The sequence below is a fragment of the Providencia sp. PROV156 genome, assembly GCF_028480905.1.
GTDB classification, from domain to species: Bacteria; Pseudomonadota; Gammaproteobacteria; order Enterobacterales; family Enterobacteriaceae; genus Providencia; species Providencia hangzhouensis.
In genome coordinates this window covers 154,079-177,104 of record NZ_JAMPPE010000003.1, presented here as the reverse complement: position 1 = coordinate 177,104, position 23,026 = coordinate 154,079, and the positions used below count along the sequence as shown (strand labels likewise).

Sequence of the window (23,026 nt, the reverse complement as noted above, 5' to 3'; positions counted from 1 at the left end):
CTTTCCTCTTGAATTTTATGGATAAATATATTTTGGCACACGGTTTGCTATAAAGTCAGTGCTGTCCGAAGTATTAAGCAGCTTATTCATATGACTTATAGGAGTGAACATGAAATATATCATCGCGATCATTAAGCCATTTAAATTAGATGAAGTTCGAGAGGCACTATCAGATATTGGGGTTCAAGGGCTTACGATTACTGAAGTTCGAGGGTTTGGGCGGCAAAAAGGACATGCCGAATTATATAGAGGAGCTGAATATACCGTCGATTTTTTACCTAAAGTACGTATGGAAATAGCGGTTTCTGATGAGTTGGTAGAGCAGGTGATTGAAACAATTGAAAAAAAAGCTTATACGGGCCAAGTCGGGGATGGAAAAATATTTATTTTGTCATTAGAGCAAGCAGTACGTATTCGTACAGGTGAAAAACAAGACGAAGCACTGTAGGAGAGCAAATATGAGCAAAGGGTTCCAATACTTATTTTTATTGATATCAATGGGTGGTTTTCCAATAACCGTGTTTGCAGCAGAGGAAACCCTAGATAAAGCTGATAACGCATTTATGATGATAGCGACTGCTTTAGTTATTTTTATGATACTGCCAGGTATCGCATTATTTTATGGTGGGTTACTAAGAAGTAAAAATGTTCTTTCTTTAATGGCTCAAACTGCGGTTATTTTCGCTTTAGTGTCTGTTATTTGGATTGTTTATGGATACAGTTTAGCTTTTAGTGAGGGGAATGATTTTATAGGTGGTTTTAGCCAGATTATGTTGAAAAACATCACTGTAGATAGCTTATCTGGGCCGATCCCTCAATTTATTCATGTTGTATTCCAAGGTGCATTTGCATGCTTAACAGTTGCATTAGTGATAGGTGCACTAGGGGAGCGCATTAAATTTTCTGCAATTTTAATATTTACCGTTATCTGGACTACATTTGCTTATTTACCAATGGCACACATGGTATGGGGCGGCGGTATTTTATCCCAAGATGGTGCACTAGATTTTGCAGGGGGGACGGTTGTTCATATTAATGCGGCTGTTGCAGGTTTAGTTGGTGCTTACTTACTTGGACATCGTACCGGATTAGGGAAAGAAGCCATTAAACCTCATAACTTACCTATGGTATTTATGGGAACCTCTATATTATTTATTGGCTGGTTTGGTTTCAATGCAGGTTCGGCAGGAAGTGCAAATAGTATTGCAGCCTTAGCGTTTGTGAACACTATTGCAGCGGCGGCTGGCGCTATTTTATCATGGACTTTAGCAGAGTGGATTTTCAGGGAAAAACCTTCATTATTAGGTGCTTGCTCTGGGTGCTTGGCCGGATTAGTCGGTGTTACGCCAGCGGCGGGCACTGTGGGTGTCGGCGGGGCATTAATCATCGGGCTGCTTTCTGGGCTAGCGGGTTTATGGGGGGTTGTGATTTTAAAACGCCGGTTAAAAGTTGATGATGTGTGCGATGTTTTTGGGGTTCATGGTGTCTGCGGAATTTTAGGTTGTTTACTAACGGGGGTGTTCACCTCAACTGCATTAGGTGGAAGTGGCTATGCAGAAGGTATTACGATGATGAAACAAGTGGGAATTCAAGCTATTAGTATTCTAGTTTGTGTTGTTTGGACTGCAATTGTTGCTTATATTGCATTTAAAATCGCAGCGAAAACGTCTGGCTTACGCATTAATGTTGAAAAAGAAAGGGAAGGTTTAGATATTACTTCTCATGGTGAAAGTGCCTACAATTAACCTTAATGTAATGATAATGACAGGATAATACTGTGTTTTATGTAAATTGATAATGGCAGCTTATTGCTGGCTGCCATTACCTTTTTAAACTGACAATTTTATTTTTCTAAGTAAGTAATCACTTACTTGAAGTCCCTTCTATTTTTGAGGTTGCCTATGGCGGATTACGCCCTCTTGGACAGCCGTTGCAACAAGATCACCTTGTAAATTATAGATTTGTCCTTTCACAAAACCCCTCCCTCCTGATGCTGAAGGGCTTTCTACGGCATACAGTAACCAATCATCAATTTTAAATGGACGATGGAACCACATTGAATGGTCAATCGTTGCAACCTGTAAGTCGCGTTCCATAAAACCTCTACCATGCGGTTGTAATGCGGCTGGAAGGAAATTGTAATCAGAAGCATAACCTAATAAATAGTGATGAAGTGAAGGTAGGTCAGGTAGCTGCCCTTTTGCTTTGAACCAAATATAGCGAAATGGTTCTTGAGGGGCGGAATCGAATGGGCTGTAAAACTCAACAGGGCGAAACTCAAAGGGAGTTGGCCTAAGAGCGTATTTTTTAACTGCTTCCGGTAATTTATCAGCCAAGCTTTGAACAATATCATCTTGAGAAATTAATTTTGTCGGTGGTGGCACATCCGGCATTAAGTTTTGATGGCTATAACCTTCTTCTTGAGATTGAAATGATGCGGTCATAAAGAAGATAGGCTTGCCATTTTGAATGGCACTTACTCGGCGTGCACTAAAACTTCCACCATCGCGCAAAATTTCAACGTCATAAACAATAGGACGAGAGCTGTCACCGGGGCGCAAAAAATAACTATGAAAAGAATTAATCGCTCTTTCTTCAGGTATGGTTTGTTTCGCAGCATACATGGCTTGCCCAACAACCTGCCCGCCAAAAACTTGAGGTAATCCAAGGTCTTCACTTTGTCCTCGAAAAATCCCTTCTTCAATTTTTTCGAGTTTAATTAGGCTAATTAAATTCTGTAATTCTGGGCTCATAGTCATCTTAGTTCTGTTATATGTAAATGAGATACAGGTATTTTCCCATTATTTACCCTGAATAGGTAGATTAATTGCTATCGAATAAATTGGGGTTACGTATTGTTACATTTAGAAATATAAATGTATTATTCTACCAATATTAGTTATACTTTTTATCATTTCTTGTCAGAAAATGATTTGTCTATTCCGATTATTTAAAAATGTTTTAGTAAACATTGTATTATAGGTAATAACTATGAAGTTTTTTCGCTACATTGTTAGCTTATTAGTGCTTTTAACGTTGGTTGGCTGTGAAGGGAATAGCACAAAGCCCAGTGAAAAAACACTTAATGCTAAAAATAGCAATAATAACCAGACGGTAGATTCAGGGAAAATTGAGGGCCGTGTGGTAATCTTACAGGATACTGTTTTACCCGAAGGTGCGGTTGTTACAATCACTTTGGCAGATACAACAGTTGCGGACTTACCTGCTCTAATATTATCTCAAAAATATTATAATTCGGTGAACAATCGGCCGACAATTCCTTTTGAACTAACTTACCAAAAAAGTGAAGTTAGGCAAGAAGGCACGCTAGTTGTGAATGCAACTATAAGCGCAAACGGAAAACTATTGTATATCAGTGATAGTGTTGTAGAGGTTATCAACAACGGTATTACAAAAAATGTTGAATTATTGATGGTCTCTGCGAATTAGCTAATGTACTGGCTCTTAGTTGGGTCTCTATTTTTATAGGTGTTTGTGTGATAAATCGCCACTTAGCCATGGGTTTCTTGCTATTTCAATGACTATCAAGCATAATGCCCCTGCTTTGAAAGAAGCAATCAATGGGGGCTCTGTTGGTTCTCCCGCAACGCTAACTTGTTAACTTGGTCAGGTCCGGAAGGAAGCAGCCATAGCAGGGGTTGTGTGTGCCGGGATGTCGCTGGCAGGGCTCCCACCCAATTCTAAGACCTTTCCTTGTATATCAGCCTCCCTATTCCAATTTATTATAAATATAATTTTTAATTGTTTTTTCTGTTTATTCTTTTTTATTTTTATAAATGTAAATTAAACTTTAAGGTTTAAATGAATTCAAAAGTTAAAAAGAAAAGTTAAGAATACAACATTAATTGTTGAGTATTGTGATAAGAAAAAAGTTGGCAGGCTAAAATTTAAAGTAAGAAAATGCTATTAGCATAATAATTATGCCAATAATAAAATGATAAATACATTGCGTTCAGCCGATAAGTGGATTTACCGGCTATAACCATTCACTATCTGTGCGTGTTAATAAGATATTATCTAACAAACTTCCAAACAGACGCTGGGATTTTATCATAAAGCTTATTCATTGTGAGTTCAGCTAAGCGGTGATCTGCTGCTGAATAGAATAGCTCTAGCTCATCATCAGATAATTCATACTTATTTTTTTCAATGACACGCTCAAGTGTTTCAATTGTGGTGCATTTTCTTAAACGCATCAGATAATCAGATTTGGTCATAATACCCTTTCTTTTATGCAAAATTACTTATTAATATACGGTTTTATAGTCTGAACTAAAGGTAAATAATACCTTTAAGTTTTGCTGGTTAGGCACTTTAGGTCATCATCCAGCACAGCGACAAGGCTGTGATTCATTGCTTCCCAGTCTATAATTTCACTAAGTGTGATAACTGGGCTGCCGAATAAATCATAGGTCTCATCGAGGTATTCTTCGATAAGTGATATAACAAGATTTTCTTTTGGGTATTTGATTTTAAACCGCCATACAAATGCAGCGATATGTTCAATGAGTTCATTCAAGGCTGCGCTTTGCGGGGAGCTTAAATCATTAATCCAGTGTGTATTTGTTTTTTGTAAGCTTAAAATAGCGTCTCTATTGAGACTATTACATAAGTATTTTAGTTCTGCTATATCATGTCTTTTGGGTGAGTATTCATCCATAATCACCTCCGCAGGCGAATCTGACTTTTGCTGTGTGTATTTTTTATCAATAATGTCATGTTAACTAATTAAAGCACCTATGTTCAATATAAAAGTTTGCACGTTAGTATATTGAAAAATATAAGATTATTGCTAGTTCGTTAAACTTTCGAAAATTATTAATATAATACATAAGCGATGTTCGAATACGGACTGGCTGCTCGGACTAAACTAGCCGCGATATAATAATAGCATTATTACCACATATGTCACCACCAATAAACGACTTTTTTCTAATTTATTAGTGAGTAGTTGAGGTTTGAGTTACGTATGTTCTGTTTAAACTCAATTTTATGAAGTATTTAAACTATAGTTTAACCATCGGTTATTCTAGTACAGCGAATATGAAACGTTTATACAAAAGATGTTATAAAAATTATTATCCTATTTAATTCATTCAAATAATTAATTTTTACTAATAAGAGAATTCAAAATAAAAAAGCTTTTATCTGAAATAGACAAAAGCTTTTTTGCTGAGATTAACTTAAAGGTAGAGGTTTAAGGTCACCCCTGGTTTCAGGTCGGCCATTTTAACACCTGAATTCCAAGTCATTAAATCATTGAGCTTTATGCCGTGACGCTTAGCAATGCTATAGTAGGAATCGCCTTTTCTTACCTTATAGGTTTTTGCCTTACGGCTACTTGCTGTAGACGCTGGGCTAGCAACTTTTAATACTTGCCCAGGTTTGATGACGCTTGCGGTTTTTAATCCATTTAGCTTTTGAATATCTTTCGCAGTAGTATTGAATTTTTTTGCAATACTTGCGACGGATTCACCTTTGCGTACTTTATATGTTGCTATTTTAGCTCGATTTTGACGTGCGCTAGAAATTGCAGTAGGTTGCGCTGTTTTAATCTGCTGATTTTGTTGTGCAGCTAAGCGAATCGTGTTTAAAACGTCTTGGTCTGAAAGAGATGTTTTGAATTGTTCGGCTTTAGCAGTAGGTAGCATAATATAATGAGGGCCACTTGGTGATGTTATACCGCGAGTGTAACCAGAATTATATGTTTTTACCGATTCAACTGTTAACCCAGCCAACTCAGCAGCTTGAGATAACGTGATTTGTTGGCCAACATCAATTTGAGTGAGTGCTCTATTTTTATTACTTGTTGGCAAATTAACTTGATACCTTTCAGGATTTTTTAATACTTGGCTAAGCGCTAAGATTTTTGGTACATATTGTTTGGTTTCTTTCGGTAAAGAGAGTGACCAGAAATCAGTTGGTAACCCGGCAGCCTCATTTTTCTTGATAGCATTTTGTACACAGCCTTCACCACAGTTATAGGCAGCTAGAGTGAGCTCCCAGTCATGGCCGAACATAACATTTAAGTTTTCGAGAAGATCGAAGGCCGCTTTAGTTGAAGAAACGACATCTCTGCGTTCATCAACCCATTGTGTTTGTTTTAGGCCATATGAGCGAGCCGTGATAGGGACGATTTGCCATAGGCCTGCAGCTTGTGCCGGAGAAGTTGCTTTAGGATTAAACGAGCTTTCAATAATAGGAATTAAAGCTAACTCCATTGGTAAATTGCGCTCATTAATTTCGTCTACGATGAGGTACATGTATGGCTCAGCTCTTAATGCCACATCGTAGACAAAACGTTGTTTATTTAAATAACTATTTGCTAACTCCCTAATTTGAGGTTTATCAGGGACATCCATTTTTAGTTCATCACTAATATAACCCCATAGGTCATAATCAGATTTAGGTAATTGTCTACTGGCGGCTTGGTTATGTGGTGCAACAGTTTCAATTGTATGATTACTAGGAGTTTTGTTCTGCTTAATTTTTTTCGGGGCAGTTTGGCATCCGGCCAACAGAACAATGGCGATAAGCGTCGCGATTATCTTCATTCTTTTCTATTGTTCTTCATTTTAATGTTTAAAAGTCGAACAATAATACTTATCCCACCCCGATATGACAATCATTAAACTTTAATATTGGTCTTTTAATTGACGCAGTAGGGTAAAAATTGCTCTTAAAGGTGGGTTTTGTAGATTAATATTGAGTTTTTTCTGTAGTTGAGGGTTGTCACATTGCAGAAAAATATTTATTTTTTTCTCTATTTTCAATGTGGTAGGTACTGTTGGTTGATGTTTGTCACGTATTTGCGTTATTTTTTGTAAATATTGTGTAATCGCTTCATTTTCAGGCCATATATGGTGTGCAAATTTGAGATTAGATAAAGTATATTCATGAGCACAACAAATTAAGGTTTCATCAGGGAGTGCTGCAATTTTTTGGATAGATTCAAACATTTGCTCGGGCGTTCCTTCAAATATCCGCCCACAGCCCGCAGAGAATAGGGTGTCACCACAGAATAAATAAGGTGCTTGGTAAAAGCCAATATGCTCAGATGTATGGCCTGATAATGAAATAACCTGTAGGTTGAACTCGTCAATTATGACTTTATCACCATTTTCGACTATTTCTGTTGCTCCTTTAGATTGAGTTTCTTTTGGGCCAAAAACGGGAAGAGTTGTAAATTTGCTTAAAATCCCTTTTACGCCACCCGTATGGTCATTATGGTGGTGAGTTAATAGGATTGCGACTGGGGTCAATCGCTTGGCTGTAATTATTTCAAGCACAGGCTCTGCCTCTGCAGGGTCAACGATGATACACTGTTGGTGGCTATCAGCTAAAACCCAAATGTAGTTATCGTTTAAAGCTGGTACTCGAATTAACTCCATAATGACCTCGATACTTGTTAATAGTTAATAGGGGAATTTCATGAAGCCTGCGCGTATTGATAAAAAAATTCAAATGCCTGTTAGTTGGTCTGACATTCCTTTTGGAGAACAATACCGTCAAGCCATAGAAAATCAACTTAGCCTTTGGTGGCCAAAGATATTTGGCTTTCATCTGCTTAAGTTAGGTCATTTAAGTACTGAAATCCAGACCGAAGGCTGTCTTATCTCTCACCAATTTAATGTTGGTACCGGCGATCCGCGTTTTAACCTTGTTGCCAAACCCGAAGCTTTACCATTAACCCAAAAATCCATAGATGCCTGCCTAATGACTCACTGTTTGGCTTATAGCCATGATCCTCATTGGCTCTTGCGGGAGGTTGACCGGGTATTAATCGACGATGGCTGGTTAATTATTTCAGGTTTTAACCCTTTCAGTCTTCTTGGAATGGCGAAACTCGTGCCTGTTTTACGTAAACGGCAGCCTTATTGTAGCCGTTTTTTTCCATCCGTTAGGGTATTTGATTGGCTCAGCTTATTAAATTATGAAGTTTTGTATCATCGCAATTGCCAAATAATCCCTTGGCTGGGGGCGAATAGACGAGTGAATAAAAGCTGTGGGGGGGTTGGTGTTTTAAGTGTGATTGTGGCGCGGAAACGGACTTACCCACTAACTCCGACACCACTAAAATTTAAGCAACCAAAAGTTAAGATTGGAACAGCACTCGGTACAGCAAAGGAGATCAGTAAATCAATGAAGATAAACGACCCTTCTTAGTTTTGTGCGGGTTGGTAACCCGTGTCTTCTTTAGTTGGTGCTGAAGCCGCAGCTCGAGCTAATTCATCACATTTCTCGTTTTCGGGGTGGCCAGCATGGCCTTTAACCCAACGCCAATCAATAGTATGTCGTTGGATGGCATCATCGAGGCGTTTCCATAAATCGACATTAACGACAGGGGATTTATCCGCTTTTCGCCATTGTTTACGCTTCCAGCCGTGGATCCATTGTGTTATTCCTTGCCGTACGTACTGGCTATCAGTGGTTAAAATAATATCACAAGGTCTTGTTAGCGATTCTAATGCTTTGATGGCCGCAAGTAGTTCCATTCGGTTATTTGTGGTTAAAAAATAACCTTCACTCAACGTTTTTTCATGCTGTTGGTAGCGTAAAACAACGCCATATCCACCAGGGCCAGGATTGCCCAAACAGGAACCATCCGTGAAAATTTCTACCTGCTTTGTCATTTCTGTTACACTCTATATTATTCGTTCCCCTCTAGTTTGACACAAAAAAACATTATGAGCACGGTGATAACCAGACAAATTGTCCTTGATACTGAAACAACCGGTATGAATAAACTCGGTGTTCATTATGAAGGGCACAACATTATAGAGATTGGTGCGGTTGAAGTGATTAACCGCCGACTAACAGGGCGTAATTTTCATGTGTACATTAAACCTGACCGTTTAGTGGATCCTGAAGCATTCGAAGTGCATGGGATAAGTGATGAATTTTTACAAGATAAACCTGTTTTTGCAGAAATTGCGGATGAGTTCCTTGAATTTATTCGAGGTGCAGAGCTTGTTATTCATAATGCGCCCTTTGATATCGGTTTTATGGATTATGAATTCCGTAAACTTAATAAAGGAATTCCACCCACGCAAGATTTTTGTACCATCACTGATAGCTTAGTATTGGCTCGCAAACTTTTCCCGGGTAAACGGAATAACTTGGATGCGCTATGTGACCGCTATTTAATTGATAACTCTAAGCGAACACTGCACGGGGCTTTACTCGATGCTGAGATTCTGTCCGATGTCTATTTGGCAATGACAGGCGGGCAAACTTCATTATCATTTTCGATGGATTCGGAATCGGCTAATAATGAGCAAGAGTATGAAATTCAAAGAATTGAACGTCCCCAAACTGGCCTTAGGGTGATTTTTGCTTCCGATGAAGAGCTTATTGCTCATGAAGCCCGGCTGGATATTGTTGATAAGAAGGGTGGCAAACCCTGCCTTTGGCGGCAATCTTCCGATGAGGCTGAAAATTTACACTAATGATTGGCGTTATCATTAATGGTTGCTTAGGAAAATGTATAGAAAAGCCTCTCAAGGCTAAAAACTGTTCAACTGCGCGATTTAACAAGAAAAAGTGTTGACGGGGTCCTTAAGTATTCGTAATATGCATGGCGTTCCCAGTAGGGAACATCAGGAGCGGTAGTTCAGTTGGTTAGAATACCTGCCTGTCACGCAGGGGGTCGCGGGTTCGAGTCCCGTCCGTTCCGCCAAATTATAACGCCACGCTAATTTATTAGCGTGGCGTTTTTTTTATCATGACTGTATTTAACTGCATTAAGAGTTCCTTTCTTTTTGTATCACTTTTTTGTTGAATGATACATTTTTTGCTTCTAATGACTTCTTTGAGTTAATTTTTGATATAATGAGATCTATAAATAATAGATTTATGAGAATAATTCACATTCTTTTTAATCATATTAACTATTCTTAGGTTTTGTCGCGATTTTATCGAAATGTATAAGTTTGAGTTTTTTATGACTGTATTAATAATAATTCGCATGAACTCTAACTAAGATAACAGATCTGAAATAATCTAACCAATCTTTACCTAATGCTTTAAGGTATATATGAAGGCTATCAATAGAAATAGCAGATTGGCCATTCTCATACCTTGATATTTGTTGTTGGCTCAAATTTAATAATTTTCCTAATTCTGTTCCTGTTAATGATTTTTCAATACGTGCGGATTTCAAGTATTTTGCGGTAGCCATAACAATATCTAGGTCATTACTTTTATTCAATTCTTTAGTATTGATATATTTCATTTCATATTCTCTCTATTAGGAACTTATTATTTTAAAGTTAGCTATTGAAGATGGCATTACTTTAAATTTTTTGATTTTCTCTATGAGGAGTAGATTATATTTTTTAGTTACCAATGTGAAATTGTTTTAATGAATCAAAAATAGTTTATTTGATAGTTTTTGTCTATTAATATAGGTATAAATAATGAATATAGACTATTGAATCAAAATATGGGTTTTTATAATTCAATAAAAACAATGTGTTATGTCAATCTTAGGGATTGACTTAAAAGTGAGAATATAATAGACAATAAATGAAAAAAATGCATTTATAGTCATATAAAAGTAAGTATTTATATTTTTACATAAAATTACAAAAAAGTATTTATAGATTAAGTTGAAATAGTGATTTATTTAGGGTTGATTTGGTACTTATCGGTAGGTAGCATATAAATTTAATTATAGATAAAAGTATAATCAAGCCTGCTTAGTTGGAGAAAAAATGAAAAGATTAATAGGAATCAAAGATGTAATATTAGCGATTACCTGAGCAAACTACTTTATAAGTAGAACGCTATGTGTTAAATTGTATTTAATTTATCTTGCCTGCTACAGACAAAATAAGGGCCAAACGAACTGGAAAAAAGGTACCAATCAGAAGTTATCTCATCAATTTCTACATATGCAATTGAGTTTAGATTGAATGCTTTGAAATATTTTTCGAATATATCATCAGGAACATTGTCATTTGAAGATTTTCTATCATAACTTATGGTTAACTTTAAATCTTTTATATACTTTCTTGATGATTGATTGAAATGAACAACTCGATTAACAGTATATGTCTTATCAGTTGTAATTGTTCCTAATAATTTAATATATCCACTGTTATCATTGTTTTTTACTAATTGCATATTTAGTGTATATGATGATTTATTATTGGCTAATATGAAATTAGAGGAAACAGTTGCTTCACAATATTGTGTTTTACTTTTTTCTAAATTCAAGTTAAATAACAAGAAAACGATAATTAATGAAAATAATAGTATCAATGAATATAGTGTTTTATTAGTCATTTTTATCCTGCCAATTTACTCTTGTTGAAATGCATTCTTTATTTTTTTTGCATTTTACTAATAAGCTATGTTTGTTTTTCCCTAAGTTTTGTATATTGTTATAATAATAAAAAACATCAGAATCTTCACAGGTTAAGTTAAAATCAATTGCTTGTTTGCTTATTGTGTCACTCATGTTTTTTTCATAGTTATCTTTGAACCCATAAACAGGGCAATCTCCAATTGTGCTAATTTTGTATGACTGTATTGATGCATATGGAAATTTTATTGCATGAATTTGATTTATAAGGTAAATAATCACCAAAAGTAAAAAAACACTAATTATCAATAATGTTTTTTTAATAATATGATTTTTATCACTAAGTAATAGTGATTTGTTAGATTTATTGCTTGAAGTGGGAGGGGGGGCTAGGCTTTTCTCTATTTTATTATTGAATTTGGCAATCGATTCTTCAATTTGAATTTCAGAAGAGATAACAAGGCCTTTTTTTGATATGCTTAGAATTGCATTTTCAACTAAAAGCTGTTGATGTAATACTTTTCTTAATGTACTAATGTATTGGTTAAGGGTGTTTATCGAAACTTTTAGGTCATATTTATTTAGTATTTTTTTTAGTATCTCTTCACGAGTGATAGTCGTTTTATTATTCTGAATTAGTATTATAAAAATATAATTTAACACGGGTGTTAATTTCATTACACTGAGTTCTGTGTCCACCCTAAATATTTCACCTAAGTCAGAGTTATATTTTATTATGTTGTTCAGTATATATATCATACATGACTCTTATTTAGTTATTAAAATATGTGCTTAGTTTGATCACGTTAGCTAACATGATAGTCATTGATTTTAAAGTAATTATATCAGTGTAATATACTACTCTTTTTTTGAGAAGAAAATATGAAAATAAATTTTTGTTTATAACGATTAGTTATATATGTAATGACAAAAATTTCAGTGTATTGTATTAATGAAACTGATATTTTTTGTTTTGATGTTTTATATACAGATAAAAAGCAGTATTAACCACTATTTCAAGTCATGGAAACCTAAATTAATTTGCTTTTTTAATAGGCTGAAATGATTTTTTAGAACTGAATTTTATGAATTTGTAATCCTTTAAGGTAATTATAGATACAGAGTACCTGTCGAATTATGATTAGGTAATTAAATATTTATTTTAATAGTAGTATAGCCAAATTTGTCATTTTATTTTTTTAATTAATTGATATCATTGAATTTTAGGTGCAGTTGCCAATTGGGTAATATTTATCAAATATTACAATATATTTACGGCTTTTCTTTTTAAGACGCTCATCTTTAGATTCTTGGCCGGGTAATAAGTAAAATATATAAGGCTCGGAATCATCATTAGCATCACAGTTTTCATGTAAGAGCACTCTAAAATAGGTATTACCCGTATTTTTTAGAATACTAGTGCTTGGATTAAGCTCATATTTAAAATCTGGTTTTTTAGGTCTCACAACAAAATAGGTTTCTAGGCTAACCGTTGGATAAAATAAAGGTCGCTTTTTTTGTTCATTATCACTACGCATATCAAGAGGGGTTTCGCTAATGATAATCTTATAATAGCGCTCGGTCTCATCGGCTTCTCCTCGATAAAAAATCTTAAAAAATTCTTGTTCCCCAGGTAATAAAATTTTCTTCAATGGAGTAAAAATAATCTCGCCGTTATGGAGAGGTGCCCCATGTTCTTGGTTACCTGGTTTATCAATTTTGTAGGCACTAAAATTATATAAATTAGTTTTATCTGTGTCGTTGATGTATGGCTTAGAAAAAAACTCTTGCCCTGACTCCATCGAAGAAATATCTGCATTGATATATAAAGCAATAGCATTATTGCAAGACACTGATAGCAAAACCAATAATAGGATTTTAAGTAAATAAAATGGTTTCATATTAAAAAATCCAACTAAAATTTAAGAGTATATGGGGTTCAATAAAAGGGCCACTTGAACTTTTACAAGTAGCCCTAAAAGTAGTCATTAGATATTATTGAATATCGGGCCCGGTCCAAATTGCTTTGACAGTTATTGTGCCACTTGCAGAAACGGTTCCTAACCAATCAATACCATCCAATGTAAAAAATGATTCAGAGTCATTCATTGGGAATGATAAATCTAAGTTAGTTCGATAAAAAGATCCTAAATCCTCATTAGGTCTATCCCATGGTGTTTCAGACCATAATGCATTTTTTAATGAAATTTCATTATTATCACAACTTGCTCGGTGTGATTCTTTAGTACCATTTTCATTTTTAAATGAAAGATAAGCGGAAAAAGGGACATTAAGTTTATTATCGCTCGAGGTAAATAAGCAGTATGACTGTCCTTTTAATGTTGTGTTTGGTCCTTCAACTTTTGCTGTAATAGAATCCGCTTGCCTTGGCCCGCTAGTCGTGACGATATAATTAAATTCTATCGGTGGTTCATCATTGCCGACTTTTCCTGTTTTGGATTGGTTTGGATTAAAATCTGCAGGAATAATGCTAATTCCATAATCTCTCGGCTTAATTATTAAGAAATTTGAAGGTGTAAATTCGTAAAATCCAGATTGAGGAAGTGGTGATTGAAAACCAAAAGTATATACACTATCAGCAAGTGTGACTGTTGAATTAGGTGAAGCGTCAACAATTGATTTTAAATATTCATTTGAGAGAAAAACTTCAATATTTTGTGAACCATTATTAAAGATCTCTGACATGTTTGTTGTTGATGACCAATTTGTCCAGCGCGTGCTGTTACTTCCTTTATATTGAATAAGTGCAGCACGGGGGTCCCTAGCTAAACCTAACTTTGCACTATCAATATACATACGAACTGTAAATGTTCCGCCGATAGATTGTCCTTGGGTTTCTAATTCAACCAACTTACAAATAATTCCAGAAGTATTTCCAACAATCCCTGTCGAGCAAAAATTAGAACCGAGTCCAATAGTTGGATTGCCATTGCTATCCACAAAGACTTCTTGTAAGGCGCCCGTTCCTTTTAGAATAATATTGCCTTTTTTATTGGTTGGAATGTAGTGTTGTTGTGTTGTCGTTCTTCCTCCACTCGTCATACAGGTCGTATTACTTAAATCATAATCGTCGCGGCTTGTGCAGGTTCTTAAATCAAAAGTATATTCTGTTCCTGGTGGTATTTCGGCTAACCAGCGATAAAAAGATTCAGAAAATATCGGTCTTGAGTATCCAGACTCACCCGGTGTTCCTGTTTGTTGGATTTTATATGCACCATTATCTCGTAACTGCTGAGCTGACCAATAAGACGTTGCCGGGCAATTTCGGTTATTTGTCATGCAACGATTCCCGATAAAAGGTTGGCTTACGGGAGAATTTTCTAACCAGATATCACCTGTATTATAAGTTGAGCTAAAAGGTGTTCCTGTATATCCCATATAGCCTAAACTATATTGGCTATTGCGCTGGTATTTTGTGAATACATTTGAGCCCGAGAAGCGTGGGTCAACTCTATTAGCAACAATAAAGAATTCGTTATCAACTTGGTTTTCAACAATGACATACTCTTGTAATGGCGCTGTTGCAGAAAACGAATTCGGTATTAGAACCGAAAATGAAATAAAAAGTGCTGTTATCGATAATAATCGCATATTAAATTAGCCTTTAAAGTGATAATTAACGTTTAGCAAATGCTTCTTGAGGTTCACATGTCACCTCACCGACCCACAATGCACCACGTGCACCTTGAAGGTTTAAATCTGCTTCGCAAATTGTTTGCTGATCATCTTGTAATAACGATATCACTGGATATCGGACGTCAACATCCATGGAAAACTCACCATTTTGGTCCGTTTTTGTTCGACCAATATGATTTCGAATTGAGGCATATTTTATATATTCACCATTTGGTGATTTCAGACGACCAAATACCGTGACTAGTTGCCTTACCTCAGGTTGATAAAGAGCAATGTTTCCTGGGTATAATGTGACGGATTTATTTCGCCCTGAAACAATATCAAAACTGTCTTTTGATTTTCCGTCATTCATTAGTTGAATGTCATAATCCGAATAAGGGGATAATGGAATAAAGGTATTTTTTCCACTAATTGGGTAATTCTGCCCATTTACTTTTGCGACCATACTGCCGCTACCTTTTATATCGGAATTAATAATGACGCCTGATTTACCTTGCTGCCCACTTGGCATGATCATGCCGTTGCTATATGCCACAGAGCCACGAGAGGTTAAATTGCCATTAAGTCTGTTATTATCGGGGCGATTAATCGTTACGGTACCTGAATTATATTTAGTATCATAAGAAGCATAGCCTAATGTTGAAAAATTGGATTCACCATTATCTTTATCTCGGACTAATTTGGAGACAGAAACCCCTGCATTGGTAATCACCGAATTTTCAAAATTTTTATTCGCATAAATATTTGCTTTCACATTACCATTTGTTGAGGAAACACCCGTACTCAACCATGTTGATAAAGGTAAGGAAAAATCGAGGTTAATATATTTTTCGTTGGTACTATTTTGGTTATCATAATGATAGCGCTGTACACCCGCTCTTAGCCCCACCGTTCCATAACGGCCAGAGAATAATGTATTCGCATATTCATAGTTAATTGAATCACTGCCAATACGGCGATCTTTAGTATTACTAATAGTCAGTGACCCAGTTCTATCAATTATTTTGTCAAAATTAATGGTTCCGCCATAAGAATAACTGTCAGCATCATAAAGTGGTAAATCACCGCTCACTACAGTTTTTTCTTTAGATGCCCATAAAGAACCGTAACCTTCAGGTATATTGATAGAAAGAGTCGCAATGTTCCGATAACTACCATGGTTTTCTAGCATCCCTTGCCAGTTAACTGAGATATAGTTATTTAAAGCCGCGTTGATACTCGTTTCTTGTACAACAAATTTATCAAACCCATAATTTGACATTTGAAAACGCACGCCAGACAACACTGGGAAGTTATAAGCGAAAGAGGCTCCGATTAAATGGCTTTTACTCGGAGTTTGGCTCGTTGAGCCTTCATTTCTTACATAATGGCGCTTGTCAAAGTCAATATAACCACCATAAATTTCCCAATTGAGTTTATCAAAACCGCCTGTTATCGCACCGAAGGATTTATTAATTGTTTGGTGCTGTGTTGTGACAATTTTGCCATCGATAACCGTCTCAATAGTGACGTCGTAAATACCATAGGGTAGTACACTGGTATCAACTTCAAAATTACCCATTGGAAAATTTTGAATATTTAATAATTTACCTTGTCGATAAATGCGTACTTCGCCTGGGCTATTTAAAAAAGCATAAATCGGCGTAAGTGATTGCTGCTTATTTGTCACCATACTTGAGGAATTGTTTCCTATTGATGCCGCATAAATTTTACTGCTGCTAAGGGTAGTTAAGCTGGCAATAGACTGTAAATTCCACGTACTCATGAGCCCAAGTGCAAAACGAAATCCGTTGAAATCACGCTCATACATTGCACGATACAGCTCAACATTAGAATTAGATTTTCCAATGCTATATGCTGATGCATTTACATTAAAGTGATGTTCCGCAGCTGCGAATAATGTATCTAAATTGAAATAGCTGCTGGATGTATCTTTTGAATCTTTAACACGGCTCTGGAATACCCCTAAATCATAGTTAGCTACCGCTGAAAATGAATTAACTGAAGAATTTCCTAGTACAGATTGCCGCGCATGTTCTTTTGGCGAAAAAGCAGCTTTATCAACATCTAATGATAAATTAAAAGAAGAAATGTTTAATTGAAGGGTTGCATTATTATCAATAATAATACCATTACTTTCATCAAAAATGGCATCCTTTTTTTCTTCAAGTTTATCAACTAGTAAATTATTTAATTTCGCACCTTGCTCATTTTCAATGAGATGAATACTTGATAATTTAATATTACCATGATCGATTACAATAACTGCATCTGCAATTTTACTTTCGCTCTGATTGGTTGCTGCATCATCATTTAGTCGTAAAAAAACAGGTACAGACATTCCTTCTTCCAATGCACTAACAAATGCAGGAGGAATAATATATCCACCGATCTTAACGCTTTTCATTTCATTGGCATTAATTGTATTCGAAAAAATAATACTTAATATTGATAAAGCAATAGCACTCTTACGCATAATTTAAGTCCATTCTTAATTATTTGACAACAATGAACTCTCCTTTGTGCCAAATACCTACGCTTGATTTTTTATTTGTGACATCGACAAATTGTAATTTGACGGCTAAGTTTGGCATGAGGTAATAACGCTCGCGACAAATACCATCCACTCCATATTTTTGTTTTTCTGCTAAACAAGGGCCTGAAGCCACTACACGGAAGGTGCTATTTCCAGTATTTGAAACTTGGGCATTAGTATATTTATAATTAAAGTTTTCAATTCTTGGTGCGACAACAAGAATTGTGCTAATTGTTGCTGATGTTGTTGCTGATGCCGATTTCGCACTTTGTGTAACACCACTCTCGCCAATAGGATCATCTTTCCAATTTAATCGATAGTAACGTTCTTTATTATCTTTTGGGCCTTGATAAATTATCTTAAATATATCTTTTGCATGCCCTGGAAGAATTAAATTAGCGGGTGTTGATAATATTTCATTAGGATCAGTAACTGTAATTACTTTTCCAGTATCAAGTGGTGAATCTATTTTTTCTATCGTTAAATTTACCAATCTTGCTGTATCTACTGTATTTTCAATTTCTTTAGATAAGGTGTCTTCATTCGATGATATTATTTCAGTAATATTTCCCACGTTGACAGCAAAACTGCTTTTTAATGGTAACCATGATAATAAAATTAATGCTAATGTTATCTTTTTCATAATCGTAAATTTCAAAAATGAATGACGATAAAGATATTATTTCCCTATAGTATCTTTATCGTAATATTTAGTTATTTAATAAGGGGATATTGAATTAAGGAGCTGGCGTGAAATCACCGTCCCAAGTTGCAGTAAATTGAACTTTCACATCACCATCCCATGTACCATCAGTCAGTGCTTTAAAGTCAGTCGCTGCACCATCAGCTTCAGCGCCAGCAATAACAAAGGTGAATTCACCGCGATCTGCTGCACGCTCAGAGCCATTATAGATGCCATCAGCCGCTAAATTGTCTAAACCAGAAGTTAAACCGGTTGATGTATCAATTAATACTAAATCATTATTTTTAGTCAAATCTTCGCCATTCCATTTAACTCCAACAGTTAATTTAGAATCGTCAGTTGTTCTTGCTAATGTATTAGCAATAATTTTTGACGCTAATTTAAAATCTGTTGCACCAGCTTGGCCTTGAATAGCGATATCAAATGCTCCATTCTGTTGGTTAAAGCTTTTTTGGCCTTCGGCATAATTAAAAGTTAAACTTCTTAATGGAGTTACAACTAACATACTTGTCGTGTCTTTAATTGCAGTCGCTTGCCATGTTGCTGTTGCTTGAGCGGTACGTGTATCTGCATTTGCAGCTGTAGCAAAAGAAGCTGCGATAATTGTTGATAACAATACAGAAGCCATTTTTTTATTTAACATACTAATCTCTCTTTTTATATTGATAGAAAACAATAGTAAAATTAGTTATTTAATTTTTACATATTGATATGGTTTTATTGAATTTAAAATGGAATATTTAAATATCTTTCATGCTGTTTAGTAATATTTCGATTGTTTTTTTACTTAAATTTATATTGTTTCTTTTATTTTCTTCAGAGAAACAATCAATATAGTAAATCATTTCAATCCATCTTTTGTCTAAAACGGTTAATATTTCATTTAATTGATCTAGCGATAATGAACTGCTACCAGTTTCATAGCGAGATACCTGTTGTTGGCTAATGTTAATTAATTCTGCCAACTGTTTTCCTGTCATGTTTTTTTCTTTGCGTGATTTTCGTAAATAATTTCCTACATGACTACTAATTATATTAGCTTTCATTTTTTCAGCCTCTAATATTAATAGATCTATTTATATGATATTCGTTAGCTCACTTGCTTGCTTAATTGAGTGTTATAATAAATACATTAAAAAAAGAGTAAATGGCAGGATTTCTATTAAAAATATACTTTTAATAGGTTTTTTCTATTAACTCTGTTTTTTTTAGCATTATCTAATTAAAAAACATCTTCTCACCAGTTTAATTGGTTAAAAATACACTTAATAGTGTTGAAATCAGGGGGATCAATAAAAAAATACACTAAATAAGCGTAAAATTATTATAATTGTTAACAAATGTATATTTAATTAAGAAGCATAAAGAATCTACATTGAAAGTTACAATTTATTACAATTAAAGGGTGGGAAGAATTTAGAATAAAGGTAGGAAACCAGTTATATTGGTAAAATTATAATTTGTAATTTGTTTTTAGCCCTCTTATTTATTAATAACTCAACTAACTAGTTTAATGTGTATGATGTTAAAATTACACTTTGCTAACTAGATATATGATATGACATCAGTGTCTAGTAGGTTGATACTATAGTATCAACTTTTTAATATCATGACCCTATTGTGCACATGGGGTTTAGACCTGAAATTTTGTCTTACAGGCCAATTTATTTTCTATAGTCTCATCAGGTATTTTACCAGTGAAAATAGAATCAGCGATAGGTTACTACGTTCTCTAGTGCCCCTTATTTTAATTTCAGCAATATCAATTATGATGTCTTTATCTGTGGATGTCGTGTGCTATAGAAATAATAATGGGAAAGCTTCCTCTTTGTAATTAGGTCACTAAATGAATATAGGTTTTGTAGTGCCTAATACTATACACGTTTGTTCTAAAAGCAATTCTTCACTTAGAGATTCGCTAATTATTACTTAATAAGTTAGATATACCGATTTACCTAACCGCTAATTAAGATTGCACTGCGGGCTTTTGAAAGCCACTTTTATTCAAAACTATACATATAAGAACTGTGATCTGTATAGGAATTTCTGTTGTAAAAACGTTGGTTGTTAGAAGTGCACGCACTATCTATATATGATGAGCAATCTAGATAAGCTTTGCAGAATAGCTTATCTAGATTATTTTGAACGATTCTTATTTTCTCCTTGTTAGGTGTGGAGATAGACCATTCTATAGGCTATAGGCAACTGCGATTAGCCAGTAATATTTATTGCTACTGTTTTTTCAATTCATGTTACTTCTATTTATTTCTAATCATTGGAAGGGTTGGGTATTTGACTTAATCTAAACAAAAATATTCGGGCATATTGAGGCTTTTTTTTGTCTAAAACTTTGCCAATTATCACTAATGTGGCAGCTAAATGCGCTAGATGCATAAATCACCTTGATCCCAGACACTGAACTCAGGTTTAATAAGGTTAGTCACTTGCGCAAAAATGTAAGCATTAAGGGATATTTTGCGCAATGGAATGGATTCAGCTTTGCGGCAGTTCAATTTATTAGCGATCTGCTGCCATGAACATAGCAAATATTGCGGTATGGGTAGAATTGGGTTACTTTCAATCGCTCTATTCGTGAAATGCTCAGTTTGTTGTCGATGTGCTATGGCTCCTTAAAGTAGGGAACATATGGGATACATCGCTAAATTGATGTTTTCATGTTACAGCGAAATTAAAGTAGCACTATCCGTATTGCGTTGTAAAAATTGGTTTAAGTACGTTTTTATCCTACCTGGAGTATACTGATGACGACTCGTAAAACCCTTGCTAATGCTATCCGCTTTCTAAGTATGGATGCGGTTCAAAAAGCAAAATCAGGGCATCCTGGCGCGCCAATGGGCATGGCTGATATTGCTGAAGTACTGTGGCGTGACCATATGAATCATAACCCAGCTGACCCACACTGGGCAGATCGTGACCGTTTTGTACTGTCAAACGGCCATGGCTCAATGTTGATTTATAGCTTACTGCACCTCACTGGTTATGACTTATCTATTGAAGAGTTAAAAAATTTCCGCCAATTACACTCTAAAACACCGGGCCACCCAGAATATGGCTATACTCCAGGTGTTGAAACAACAACCGGTCCTTTAGGTCAAGGCATTGCAAATGCAGTGGGTTTTGCGATTGCAGAACGTACATTAGCAGCGCAATTTAACCGCCCTAACCATGACATTGTTGACCACCACACTTATGTGTTCATGGGTGATGGTTGTATGATGGAAGGTATCTCGCACGAAGCGTGTTCTTTAGCGGGTACACTGAAATTAAATAAACTGATCGCATTCTATGATGACAACGGTATCTCTATTGATGGTGAAGTTGAAGGTTGGTTTACTGACGATACCGCTGCACGTTTCGAATCTTACGGTTGGCATGTTATCCGTGATATCGACGGCCATGATGCATCACAGATCAACGCGGCAGTGAATGAAGCGAAAAGCCAAACTGATAAACCAACACTGATTATGTGTAAAACTATTATTGGTTTTGGTTCACCAAACAAAGCGGGTTCTGAGTCTGTTCACGGTGCGCCTTTAGGTGATGCTGAAATTGCAGCAACTCGTGAAGCTCTGGGGTGGAGCTACGGCCCATTCGAAATTCCTAAAGATATCTATGAAGCTTGGGATGCTCGTACTGCAGGTAAAGAAAAACAAAGCGCATGGGATAAAAAATTCGCCGCGTATGCAGCGCAATTCCCTGAACTAGCTGCGGAATTCACTCGTCGTATGAATGGTGAATTACCTGCTAACTTTGACGCGGATGCGAAACAATTTGTTGAAAATCTGCAACAAAACCCAGCAAATATCGCAAGCCGTAAAGCATCACAAAATGCATTAGAAGCATTTGGTAAAGTATTACCTGAATTTATGGGCGGTTCTGCGGACTTAGCGCCAAGTAACTTAACCATGTGGTCAGGCTCCAAAGCACTGAACGTTGACCCAGCGGGCAACTACATTCACTACGGTGTTCGTGAATTTGGTATGTCAGCTATCATGAACGGTATCGCGTTACATGGTGGTTTCATTCCTTACGGTGCGACATTCCTGATGTTCGTTGAATACGCACGTAATGCGGTTCGTATGGCAGCACTGATGAAAGTGCGTAGCATCTTTGTTTATACTCACGACTCTATTGGTCTGGGTGAAGATGGCCCAACTCACCAACCGGTTGAGCAACTGGCAAGTCTGCGTGTGACACCAAATGTCAGCACATGGCGCCCTTGTGACCAAGTTGAATCTGCTGTGGCGTGGAAATATGCTATCGAACGTAAAGATGGCCCAAGCGCATTAATCTTCTCTCGTCAAAATTTAGAGCAACAACCTCGTACTGCTGAGCAATTAGCCAATATTGAGAAAGGGGCTTACATTCTGAAAGATTGCGCAGGCACGCCTGAGTTAATCTTTATTGCGACAGGTTCTGAAGTGGAACTGGCCGTTAAAGCGGCTGAGCAATTAACATCAGAAGGCCGTAAGGTCCGTGTTGTTTCTATGCCATCAACCGATGCATTTGATAAACAAGATGCGGCATACCGCGAAGCTGTTTTACCTGCCAATGTGACAGCACGTGTTGCTATCGAAGCGGGTATTGCAGATTACTGGTTCAAGTACACTGGTTTAAACGGTGCCATCATCGGTATGCATACCTTTGGTGAATCTGCTCCAGCCGAAGTTCTGTTTAAAGAATTCGGTATTACAGTAGAGAAAGCGGTTGAAGCTGCAAAATCTTTACTGAAATAAAATAAGAAGGAATGAGTCCCGAATTTTGGTTCTCATTTCTAATT

At 35.9% G+C, this 23,026-nt stretch carries 21 protein-coding genes, 1 tRNA gene and 1 other RNA gene; 8 read left to right on the top strand and 15 right to left on the bottom strand.

What is annotated here, in order from left to right:
• Positions 1-109 precede the first annotated feature (109 nt).
• Both glnK and amtB read left to right on the top strand, forming a co-directional pair.
• Entirely contained in the window at positions 110-448 is a 339-nt protein-coding gene (glnK, locus tag PSF31_RS03230; protein WP_004905421.1) for a P-II family nitrogen regulator, read from the top strand.
• 10 nt (positions 449-458) lie between these two features.
• Positions 459-1,745: an ammonium transporter AmtB gene (gene amtB, locus PSF31_RS03225; protein ID WP_096864791.1), complete on the top strand. Its 1,287-nt coding sequence runs from the start codon at positions 459-461 to the stop codon at positions 1,743-1,745.
• A 138-nt stretch (positions 1,746-1,883) separates the two neighbouring features.
• Here the strand turns inward: amtB and tesB are convergent, their stop codons facing one another.
• Entirely contained in the window at positions 1,884-2,753 is an 870-nt protein-coding gene (gene tesB / locus PSF31_RS03220) for an acyl-CoA thioesterase II (RefSeq protein WP_096864792.1), read from the bottom strand.
• Between the two features lie 238 nt (positions 2,754-2,991).
• On the opposite strand from tesB, the gene PSF31_RS03215 reads away from it, so the two are divergent.
• Positions 2,992-3,450 carry a YbaY family lipoprotein gene (locus PSF31_RS03215; protein ID WP_004905418.1) on the top strand — a complete coding sequence of 153 codons (459 nt, stop codon included), beginning with the start codon at positions 2,992-2,994 and terminating at the stop codon, positions 3,448-3,450.
• Positions 3,451-3,591: 141 nt separating this feature from the next.
• Positions 3,592-3,688: signal recognition particle sRNA small type (gene ffs / locus PSF31_RS03210), an RNA gene on the top strand.
• 346 nt (positions 3,689-4,034) lie between these two features.
• Here ffs and PSF31_RS03205 read toward each other — a convergent pair.
• The 4 genes from PSF31_RS03205 to gloB form a co-directional block, all read right to left on the bottom strand.
• A complete protein-coding gene (locus PSF31_RS03205; RefSeq protein ID WP_004905417.1) occupies positions 4,035-4,238 on the bottom strand; it encodes an HHA domain-containing protein in 204 nt (67 codons plus the stop codon).
• A gap of 74 nt (positions 4,239-4,312) precedes the next feature.
• Complete coding sequence (gene tomB, locus PSF31_RS03200; RefSeq protein WP_004905413.1) at positions 4,313-4,681, bottom strand: Hha toxicity modulator TomB; 369 nt, start codon at positions 4,679-4,681, stop codon at positions 4,313-4,315.
• Positions 4,682-5,204: 523 nt separating this feature from the next.
• Positions 5,205-6,575, bottom strand: a complete 1,371-nt coding sequence (gene mltD, locus PSF31_RS03195; RefSeq protein ID WP_094962148.1) for a murein transglycosylase D — start codon at positions 6,573-6,575, stop codon at positions 5,205-5,207.
• Positions 6,576-6,656: 81 nt separating this feature from the next.
• The gene (gene gloB, locus PSF31_RS03190) at positions 6,657-7,412 is read right to left on the bottom strand and encodes a hydroxyacylglutathione hydrolase (protein ID WP_004905408.1); all 756 of its coding nucleotides are present in this window, start codon (positions 7,410-7,412) and stop codon (positions 6,657-6,659) included.
• Between the two features lie 40 nt (positions 7,413-7,452).
• Between gloB and PSF31_RS03185 the strand changes: the two genes are divergently transcribed.
• A complete protein-coding gene (locus PSF31_RS03185) occupies positions 7,453-8,187 on the top strand; it encodes a class I SAM-dependent methyltransferase (RefSeq protein ID WP_164561216.1) in 735 nt (244 codons plus the stop codon).
• On the opposite strand, the gene rnhA is transcribed toward PSF31_RS03185, so the two are convergent.
• Entirely contained in the window at positions 8,184-8,654 is a 471-nt protein-coding gene (rnhA, locus tag PSF31_RS03180) for a ribonuclease HI (RefSeq protein WP_004905405.1), read from the bottom strand. The genes PSF31_RS03185 and rnhA overlap by 4 nt on opposite strands.
• Positions 8,655-8,708: 54 nt before the next feature.
• Here rnhA and dnaQ point away from each other — a divergent pair, with 54 nt between their 5' ends.
• Together dnaQ and PSF31_RS03170 are read left to right on the top strand one after the other, a co-directional pair.
• Entirely contained in the window at positions 8,709-9,470 is a 762-nt protein-coding gene (gene dnaQ / locus PSF31_RS03175) for a DNA polymerase III subunit epsilon (RefSeq protein ID WP_094962150.1), read from the top strand.
• A 153-nt stretch (positions 9,471-9,623) separates the two neighbouring features.
• A tRNA-Asp gene (locus PSF31_RS03170) sits at positions 9,624-9,700 on the top strand.
• Positions 9,701-9,973: 273 nt separating this feature from the next.
• Here the strand turns inward: PSF31_RS03170 and PSF31_RS03165 are convergent.
• From PSF31_RS03165 to PSF31_RS03125, 9 genes are all read right to left on the bottom strand, one after another.
• Complete coding sequence (locus tag PSF31_RS03165) at positions 9,974-10,255, bottom strand: helix-turn-helix domain-containing protein (protein WP_004905402.1); 282 nt, start codon at positions 10,253-10,255, stop codon at positions 9,974-9,976.
• 560 nt (positions 10,256-10,815) lie between these two features.
• A complete protein-coding gene (locus PSF31_RS03160; protein ID WP_096864793.1) occupies positions 10,816-11,310 on the bottom strand; it encodes a FidL-like protein in 495 nt (164 codons plus the stop codon).
• Positions 11,303-12,028, bottom strand: a complete 726-nt coding sequence (locus PSF31_RS03155) for a winged helix-turn-helix domain-containing protein (RefSeq protein ID WP_164561215.1) — start codon at positions 12,026-12,028, stop codon at positions 11,303-11,305. Before PSF31_RS03155 ends, PSF31_RS03160 begins: the two co-directional genes overlap by 8 nt.
• A 524-nt stretch (positions 12,029-12,552) precedes the next feature.
• Positions 12,553-13,230: a fimbrial protein gene (locus tag PSF31_RS03150; RefSeq protein WP_094962152.1), complete on the bottom strand. Its 678-nt coding sequence runs from the start codon at positions 13,228-13,230 to the stop codon at positions 12,553-12,555.
• A gap of 94 nt (positions 13,231-13,324) precedes the next feature.
• Positions 13,325-14,941, bottom strand: a complete 1,617-nt coding sequence (locus PSF31_RS03145; RefSeq protein WP_096864796.1) for a fimbrial protein — start codon at positions 14,939-14,941, stop codon at positions 13,325-13,327.
• Between the two features lie 25 nt (positions 14,942-14,966).
• Entirely contained in the window at positions 14,967-17,462 is a 2,496-nt protein-coding gene (locus PSF31_RS03140) for a TcfC E-set like domain-containing protein (RefSeq protein WP_096864797.1), read from the bottom strand.
• A 19-nt stretch (positions 17,463-17,481) separates the two neighbouring features.
• Entirely contained in the window at positions 17,482-18,165 is a 684-nt protein-coding gene (locus tag PSF31_RS03135) for a hypothetical protein (protein WP_096864798.1), read from the bottom strand.
• 94 nt (positions 18,166-18,259) lie between these two features.
• Positions 18,260-18,868, bottom strand: a complete 609-nt coding sequence (gene ecpA, locus PSF31_RS03130; RefSeq protein WP_004905392.1) for a common pilus major fimbrillin subunit EcpA — start codon at positions 18,866-18,868, stop codon at positions 18,260-18,262.
• 97 nt (positions 18,869-18,965) lie between these two features.
• Complete coding sequence (locus PSF31_RS03125; protein WP_004905391.1) at positions 18,966-19,271, bottom strand: helix-turn-helix domain-containing protein; 306 nt, start codon at positions 19,269-19,271, stop codon at positions 18,966-18,968.
• Between the two features lie 1,716 nt (positions 19,272-20,987).
• On the opposite strand from PSF31_RS03125, the gene tkt reads away from it, so the two are divergent.
• Positions 20,988-22,982: a transketolase gene (gene tkt / locus PSF31_RS03120; protein WP_004905389.1), complete on the top strand. Its 1,995-nt coding sequence runs from the start codon at positions 20,988-20,990 to the stop codon at positions 22,980-22,982.
• The last annotated feature ends 44 nt before the right edge of the window (positions 22,983-23,026 follow it).

Bases quoted from the DNA above. Each gene is read 5' to 3' on its own strand.
- rnhA (WP_004905405.1), bottom strand. From the start codon at position 8,654: ATGACAAAGCAGGTAGAAATTTTCACGGATGGTTCCTGTTTGGGCAAT.
- PSF31_RS03165 (WP_004905402.1), bottom strand. From the start codon at position 10,255: ATGAAATATATCAATACTAAAGAATTGAATAAAAGTAATGACCTAGAT.
- tomB (WP_004905413.1), bottom strand. From the start codon at position 4,681: ATGGATGAATACTCACCCAAAAGACATGATATAGCAGAACTAAAATAC.
- PSF31_RS03135 (WP_096864798.1), bottom strand. From the start codon at position 18,165: ATGAAAAAGATAACATTAGCATTAATTTTATTATCATGGTTACCATTA.
- tesB (WP_096864792.1), bottom strand. From the start codon at position 2,753: ATGAGCCCAGAATTACAGAATTTAATTAGCCTAATTAAACTCGAAAAA.
- mltD (WP_094962148.1), bottom strand. From the start codon at position 6,575: ATGAAGATAATCGCGACGCTTATCGCCATTGTTCTGTTGGCCGGATGC.
- PSF31_RS03125 (WP_004905391.1), bottom strand. From the start codon at position 19,271: ATGAAAGCTAATATAATTAGTAGTCATGTAGGAAATTATTTACGAAAA.
- PSF31_RS03205 (WP_004905417.1), bottom strand. From the start codon at position 4,238: ATGACCAAATCTGATTATCTGATGCGTTTAAGAAAATGCACCACAATT.
- PSF31_RS03185 (WP_164561216.1), top strand. From the start codon at position 7,453: ATGAAGCCTGCGCGTATTGATAAAAAAATTCAAATGCCTGTTAGTTGG.
- tkt (WP_004905389.1), top strand. From the start codon at position 20,988: ATGACGACTCGTAAAACCCTTGCTAATGCTATCCGCTTTCTAAGTATG.
- amtB (WP_096864791.1), top strand. From the start codon at position 459: ATGAGCAAAGGGTTCCAATACTTATTTTTATTGATATCAATGGGTGGT.
- PSF31_RS03215 (WP_004905418.1), top strand. From the start codon at position 2,992: ATGAAGTTTTTTCGCTACATTGTTAGCTTATTAGTGCTTTTAACGTTG.
- gloB (WP_004905408.1), bottom strand. From the start codon at position 7,412: ATGGAGTTAATTCGAGTACCAGCTTTAAACGATAACTACATTTGGGTT.
- dnaQ (WP_094962150.1), top strand. From the start codon at position 8,709: ATGAGCACGGTGATAACCAGACAAATTGTCCTTGATACTGAAACAACC.
- ecpA (WP_004905392.1), bottom strand. From the start codon at position 18,868: ATGTTAAATAAAAAAATGGCTTCTGTATTGTTATCAACAATTATCGCA.
- PSF31_RS03150 (WP_094962152.1), bottom strand. From the start codon at position 13,230: ATGAAACCATTTTATTTACTTAAAATCCTATTATTGGTTTTGCTATCA.
- PSF31_RS03160 (WP_096864793.1), bottom strand. From the start codon at position 11,310: ATGACTAATAAAACACTATATTCATTGATACTATTATTTTCATTAATT.
- PSF31_RS03140 (WP_096864797.1), bottom strand. From the start codon at position 17,462: ATGCGTAAGAGTGCTATTGCTTTATCAATATTAAGTATTATTTTTTCG.
- PSF31_RS03145 (WP_096864796.1), bottom strand. From the start codon at position 14,941: ATGCGATTATTATCGATAACAGCACTTTTTATTTCATTTTCGGTTCTA.
- glnK (WP_004905421.1), top strand. From the start codon at position 110: ATGAAATATATCATCGCGATCATTAAGCCATTTAAATTAGATGAAGTT.